5 protein-coding genes and 1 pseudogene are annotated in these 7,624 nt (G+C 21.9%); all 6 read left to right on the top strand.

Features of this window, described 5'->3' with window-relative positions:
• Positions 1-1,458: DKNYY domain-containing protein (locus VAMP_RS07110; protein ID WP_213349660.1), on the top strand; the 1,458-nt coding region annotated here is incomplete at its 5' end.
• 29 nt (positions 1,459-1,487) lie between these two features.
• Positions 1,488-4,271: a DUF3160 domain-containing protein gene (locus VAMP_RS07105; RefSeq protein ID WP_213349658.1), complete on the top strand. Its 2,784-nt coding sequence runs from the start codon at positions 1,488-1,490 to the stop codon at positions 4,269-4,271.
• The gene (locus VAMP_RS04180; RefSeq protein ID WP_213349655.1) at positions 4,262-4,795 is read left to right on the top strand and encodes a hypothetical protein; all 534 of its coding nucleotides are present in this window, start codon (positions 4,262-4,264) and stop codon (positions 4,793-4,795) included. Before VAMP_RS07105 ends, VAMP_RS04180 begins: the two co-directional genes overlap by 10 nt.
• A 15-nt stretch (positions 4,796-4,810) precedes the next feature.
• Positions 4,811-5,023 (top strand): annotated as a pseudogene (gene amrB / locus VAMP_RS07100) (AmmeMemoRadiSam system protein B); the annotation flags it as partial.
• Positions 5,024-5,515: 492 nt separating this feature from the next.
• The gene (locus VAMP_RS07095; RefSeq protein WP_338032125.1) at positions 5,516-6,067 is read left to right on the top strand and encodes a CapA family protein; all 552 of its coding nucleotides are present in this window, start codon (positions 5,516-5,518) and stop codon (positions 6,065-6,067) included.
• Positions 6,068-6,172: 105 nt separating this feature from the next.
• Positions 6,173-7,624 (top strand): hypothetical protein (locus tag VAMP_RS04170; protein ID WP_213349650.1); only part of this gene is annotated, 1,452 nt, incomplete at its 3' end.

Below are 7,624 nucleotides of genomic sequence, written 5' to 3'. Positions count from 1 at the left end.
AAAGAATATTATAATTTAATGGAAAAATGAGAATTGAAAAAAGCATTTGAAATGAGATTAAATTCAAATATTGATTTGGAAACTTTTAAATCTTGGTATAAAGAATTAGAATCAACAGAAGTTAAAAATATTAGAAAAGATGATGATAAATATAATTTTAATGTAATACTAGAATTTGAGGATAAGACAAAAGAAAAATATGAAGTAGTTTCAAAAGTAAAATGAGATAAAATAGAAAATATAAGTTCAGAAAAAGTTTCTATATTGTATGAAGAATTGGGAAGTAATTATCATATAGAAGATAATTTTGTTTATTTTAATTGAGAAAAAATAGAATGAGCAGATCCAAATACTTTTGAAGTATATCAGGAAAGCTGGAGATATGCAAGAGATAAAAACAATGTATATAAATGAAATATTAAAAAAAATATAAATCCTAATACTTTTACAATATTATGAGATGATGATTTTGGATTAGAAGTGTATAAGAAAAAAAATAATATCTACTGTAGATGAGAATTATTAAAAAAATTAAATACTTTAGATGAAAATAATATTGATATAATAAAAGCATATAGAAGTTTTTATTTAATTATAAATAATAATGTTTATTTGGGTTGTGAAAAACTTAATAAAGTAGAGTGAAAATATTTTAAAGTTTTTCAAAGAAATACAGCTTATTCAAAAGATAAAAATTATGTTTATTATTGGTGAGTAAAGATAGATTTAGCACATCCAGATACTTTTGAAATTTTAGAATATCATCCTGTTGATATTTGAGGCTATGAAAACAGATATGCAAAAGATAAAAATTATGTTTACAAATATTGAGAAATACTAGATTGATTAGATGCTGGTAGTTTTGAAATTTTTAAAGGTACTAGATATTCAAGAGATAAAAATAATGTTTATTTTAGATGAGAAAAGATAGAATGAGCAGATCCGGATACATTTTGATATCTTTATGAATGATATGCAAAAGATAAAAATAATGTGTATCATAGGTGAGAAATCCAAGAAGACAAAGATCCAGAAAACTATGAAAGCTTTTGATGAAATTATTATTCATATGATTGAATGATGTATTATAAAGAAAATGTATTAAAAATATCGTGGAATGAAGATCCAGAATATGTGCAAGAATGATACTCTACAGTATGGACAGATCCAAGAGAATTTGAACATATAGATTGAGATTATGGTATTGATCAAAATTATATCTATTTTGAGAATAAACCAATAAAAGATTCAGATCCTGATACTTTTGAAGTTTTTAAAGGTACTAGATATTCAAGAGATAAAAATAATGTTTATTTTAGATGAGAAAAGATAAAATGATCAGATCCAGAAACATTTGAAATTTTTAAAGAAGATAGTGACTATACAAAAGATAAATATAATGTCTACTACGAATGAAAAATCCAAGAAGACAAAGATCCAGAAACATTTGAACCATAAAATATTTTATAAACTAAATTAAATTAACGATGAAAAAAATAATAATATTACTAATCTTATGATTAATAAGTTTGAACTTAAATTGATGTATACAAGAAAATCAAGAAGAAGAAATTTGAAAGATTGAAAAAGAAAATTTTGAAGTTTTGAATGATAAAGAAGGAAAAAATAAGGAAGAATGAAAATTTGAGGAAGAGAAAAAAAATGAAAATTTGGAGGAAATTAATAAAAATGAGGAAGATGAAAAAAATATTGAAGAAAAAGAAGAAGTAGAAAGTGGTGAAAAAGAAAATCAATGAGCAATTAGATTTGAAAATGAAAAAGTATATGATCCAAATAAAGAAATAAATTATTCATATACATGGCAAATGGAAAAACCAAGTATTGATGAAATGAATAATTTCCAATCTATTACTAAATGATTTAATGAAAAATGGACAAAGCAATATAATCCAAATGAAGAAGTTATAGATAGATTATCAAATAATGAAAAATGCAAGGAATGAGTTGATTTTATTAATATTGATAATAATAATTTAATAAAAACAGTCTCTTGGGAAGATTTTTCAGCTTGAAAAGATATTGAACTTTCTGATCACTATGAATGAAATTGATATTTTTTTTATAAATATTGATTTTCAACTCAACCTAATTCTTTAAATTTATCTTGAAATTTATTAGAATTTTTCAAACAAAGATGATGGGTATTATTAGATCCTCAATGGCAATATATTAATTATGAATGAGATTGAGATTCTCCGATAGATTCATTCAATTTCAATGAAGAATGGGTTGCTTATCTAAATTATATTTGATGACAAACACAAGAATATAGAAGATATCCTTATAATACACTTTTTGTAACCTCTGATCTATTATTACATATGTATTATACTTTATTTTCTGATAATTTAAAATATTATGAACAAGCTTTTATGAGAAAAAATATCTCTGAAATTGCAAATGTTTTTTATGATAAATTTTTGAATTTATATCAAAATGAAGATAATGAAGAATTAAAATTACATTATGAATTTTTGTTATGATATTGGGCAATTGCATCTTCTTTATTAATAGATGAATCTGAATTATTGCTTCCTAGAGATCATGAATGACAATCAAAAGAGTTAAAAGATGATAATAAAATGTCTAGTATTATATTAAATTCTTTTGAAGAGAAAATTTCTATTTTACCTGAAGATGTTCAAGATATGTTAAATTTACATATGAAAGAAATTATAAAATCTGAAACACAAAAGGCTAATGATATATTTTTAAAACATTATTACCCAAGCTTATTTACTGATCATAATATTGAAATCATCCAAGATTATACACAATTTCAACCAAGAAGTCATTATACAACTAATTCTTTGCTTAAAACTTATTTTATGGGAATGAAATTTCTTATGAGACAAAAAATGTATTTTTTGGACCAAGATTTATCTAAAACTGCATTAATTCAAGCAAATAATATTGATGATGATGAAAAAAATAAATTTATGGAAATGAATGAATTTGTTAGAAAATTAATTTGAGAAGATGATGATGTAAATATAAATGATCTTGCTTGATTTATTGAAAAAAATAATTTTAAAAGTGATTTGGATATTATAAATAATTTTGATGAAAATATTCATACTGAACTAAAAAATCTAAAACAACAAAGTATTATTTCAACTTCTTATAATACAGAAAAATTCTGAGCAATAACAGAAGAACAAGCTCATTCAGATACAGTATGATTTGTCTTTTTTGGTGAAAAAGCTACAATAGATGCTTGGTTGCATGATCAATTGACTGCTTGATCAGCAGAAAAAGAATCAATTATAAAAACTCCAATTGTTAGTTCATCAGCTATTGCACATATTCTTGCACAAAATGATCTAGCAGGTAGTTTTGCTTGAGAGTTTTTGAAAAATATGCTTGATGAAAATTATGTTGATAATTATTTTGAATTAGCACAAGATTTACAAGAACAAGTAAAACATTATAGTTTTAAAGATAATATTTATAATAAATGGTTGGATACTTTGAATTATTTGTTTATAAAAGATGAAAATTCTCCTTATTTTGTAAAAGATGAGTTATATCAACAAAAAAATCTTATTACATATTTATGATCATATATGGAACTTAAACATGCAACCTTGCTTTATGTAAAACAAGTTTATGCTGAATTATGATGATGATGACTTTGATGATGTAAATTAGATATACAACCACCAAGTTTACCAGTTCCAAAATGATATATAGAACCAAATATAGATTTAATTGATAGATTAATTAGTTTGTCAAAAGATACAAAAGAATTTTATGATCAAGATGATAAATTTGATTATTTTATTGAATATTTAGAATTTGTAAGATGAATTGCAGTTTCTCAAACAAAAAATGAAAAAATATCAGATGAAGATTTTGAAAAATTAAGATTATATTATATTAAACTTAAAGAAATTTTAATTCCAAATGTTTATGTTTGATTGCCTTTACAAAAAGAACAAAGATGATCTATAATAGCAGATATTTTTACATCAGGTGAATATTGAGCTTTATACAATGCAATATGAAGACCTCAATTAATTTTGTTGATGATAAATGATATTAATTGACCTAGAATAGTTGTAGGACCGGTATATACTCCTTATGAATTTTATTGAGAAGAACATATTTGACAATATGTAGATTATTCATGAAGATTAACGGATGAAAATTGGCAAAATTCTTATGATCAACTTAGTGATGAAGATAAAAATTTATTAAGATCATTACCTTTTCAAGATTTATATGAAAAAATAAATAAATGAAATTAAATTATTTTTTATTTATTTTCCTTTTTATTATTTCTGTTTGATTTGTAAATGTATATTTTTTTTATTCTGAAAGTTTTAATATTAAATCAGAAAATATTAATAATAATTTAGATTTTGATAAAAAATATATTTTAAATACAAATTGAGAGATTAAAAAAGAAAATATTGAACAAAAAGAAATTATACAAGAATTTGCTATTATTCCACATTTTATGATAGAATCTAATGTTGTATACGATTTTTATTCTAAAATAAAAAATGAATATAAACTTGAATGAATAAAAGATTTAAATATTGTTATAATATCTCCAAATCATTTTTGAGTTTGAGAAAATAATTTTCTTTCATTTGATTCAAAAGATAAAGAAAATAAAGTTTGTTATAGTGATTTTTGTAATAATTTATATTCATTGGTAGAGAATAAATTGATTTTTGATTGAAATTGAAAAGAATCAATTTTCAAAAGTGATTATCTTTTCTCTTACAAAAATTGAGAATATATTACAAAAGAACATTGAATTTAAGAACATTTTCCTTATATAGAAAATTTTTTCCCAAAAGCAAAAATTTATCCTCTAGTGATATCTCCAAATAATTTTGTAAAAATAGATAAATTAAAAGAAATTTTAAAAAATAAATTTAGTGATAAAAATACTTTGTATATAGCATCGGTTGATTTTTCTCATTATGTTCCTGAAAATTTTGCTTATGTTCATGATAAAACTAGTTTGTATACTCTCAAAAATTCTTTAAATATTAAAGATTATAAAAAACTTGAAGTTGATTGTCAAAATTGTTTATATATATTGAATAGTTTAGCTTTTGAAAAAGAAAAATATCCTAAACTTTATTATAGAGATAGTAGTAGTTTAATTTATTCAAAAGAGAAATGATATGATAATACTTCTAGATTATTTGTTTTTTATCAAGATGAAAAAATATCTAACAATGGTTTGACAATAGCATTTTATGGTGATTTAATTTATGATAGATGAGTTAGTTATTATTTAGATGATGAAGAAAGTTTTTATAATTTTTTTTCAAGACATTTTAGTCTTTGAAATACACAAAAAGATTTAAATTATTTTCATCATAGAAAACTTTTTGGTTTTGATTTTGTTTGATTAAATTTGGAAACTCCAGTAGTATCTGATAAATCTATTTGTCAACAAACAAGTAAAACAGTTGCTTTTTGTTCATCTAATGATTTTTTGACTTGGCTTGGAAATTTATGATTTAATATTATGAGTTTGGCAAATAATCATACTATGGATAGATGAATCCCAGCTCATTTAAATACAGTTGAAAATCTTAAAAATGAAGATTTTGATTATTTTGGTTATATAAGACATTGATCTTATTTTGAAGAGAATTATATTTATACAGGAAATATTAGATGAATTGATTATGCTTGGCATAGTTATGATTTTACTATTACTCCTAATTTGAGTAATACTTATTGTGATATTTTGAAAGAATACAAAGAAGATTATGAAAATTTTGTAAGTGTTCATTGGTGATTAGAATATCAAACAAAACATAATGTAATGCAAGAAAATATTGCTCATAAATTAATTGACTGTGGTGCAGATATTATAATAGGTCATCATCCACATGTAGCACAATGAATTGATCGGTATCAAGATAAACCAATAATTTATAGTTTATGAAATTTTTTGTTTGATCAATGATTTTCGGAAGAAACAAAAAAATGAATGGAAGTTTTGATTGATTATAATTTAAATTGAGAAATTAAAGTTTTTACTTGAACAATAGATGTTTATCCTTGAAAATAAATTTACTTATATTTTTAATATATTTTAAGTTGAAAAAATAAATAAATTAATTATATATGAGTTTATTATTCTTTTTTTAGATAACTAAAATTAATTTTTGATATTATGAAACTTTTTAAAGATAAAAAATATTTTTGAGAAAATATAAATAAACTTAATGTTTATAAGGATTTTGGAGATGGCATTTTTTTGAATGTAGATATAGTTTTTCTTACAGATAAATTTTTGGAATATCAAAAAGATCTTTTTTCGGAATTTATTGCTGATATAGAAGAAAATTTATCTTATTCACAAGATTATACAACTAAACAAATTCAAAGTAAAATTGAAGATAAACTTCAAGCTATGAACAATAAATTAATAACATTTTCAGAAAAAATACATGATGTTGATTTCTTTACTATAAGATGAAATTTACAAATATTTTTTCAAGATTCTTATATGTCAAGTATGATATGAGATATTAGCACTGTAATTTTCAGAGATTGAAAAGTTAATTATATGGTTGATAATGATTTGGAATGAAATGAAAAAATAAATATTTTTTCAGAATTTATAGAGTGAGAACTTGAAGATTGAGATAAAATATTGACAGTTGCTTGTAAAGTTTCTGATATAGTTGAAAAATCTGAATTACAAGAATTGTTGAATGATACAGAAAATAGTATAGAAAATAATTTTAAAGAATTTGATGAACTTGTTAGATCAAGAATATCTAATAATAATATTAGTTTTATATCTTTTTTTAGACTTGAATTTGATTCAATCATTAAAGATGATAGTACAGAAAATAAATTCTGATATGATTACAAAAAAATTTATAAAATGAAAGATTTTTTCGTAGACAATAAATTCCCTATATCTATAGTTTTATGAATTGTATTAGTAATATATTTATTGTTTGCTGTTTTATCTACACTTATTGAATGAGATAAAGAAAATATAGTTAATACTCCTGAATGACAAGTTGTTATTGATTTTACAGTAGAAGATTTGACGAAAGATATAGATCTGTTTAGAAGAATTCCAGCAGATTCTGATCAAAAAATGGAAAAATATAAAGAAATAGAAAAAAAATTAGATTTATTAGAACAAACCTGAAGATTTTCTCAAAATATAAAACAATTAAAAACTGTTTTAAATAGTGAATATTTAAAATGATTTAATATTGTAAGTATTTCTTGAGTTTCATCTGATTATGTTTATTCATTTACTGAAGATGAACTGGAAGTTTTATGAGAATTAAATAGTATTGTATATAATAATTGATTAAATATATCTTGAAATAAATGAGCTTTATTAAAAGCAATTAATAATGATGTAAGATGAACAAGTATTAATTACGATATTCCTGTAGATATAAATTGATGTACTTTAAATCTTTTGAAAGATGGTATGTATTGCTTTTCTTCTCAATGAGAAATATTTAATGTAATTAATTCTTGAATTGAAACAGTATCTGCTAGTAGTGAATTTGAATCAAATATTACTTGAATTGGTACATATTGATCTAGTAATTTTTATACTATATTTAATGATGAAGAAAGATTTGCAAAT

The sequence above is a fragment of the Candidatus Vampirococcus lugosii genome, from assembly GCF_018420025.1.
In the GTDB taxonomy this organism is placed as follows: domain Bacteria; phylum Patescibacteriota; class Gracilibacteria; order Absconditabacterales; family Absconditicoccaceae; genus Vampirococcus; species Vampirococcus lugosii.
This window is presented reverse-complemented; position numbering and strand designations above follow the sequence as displayed.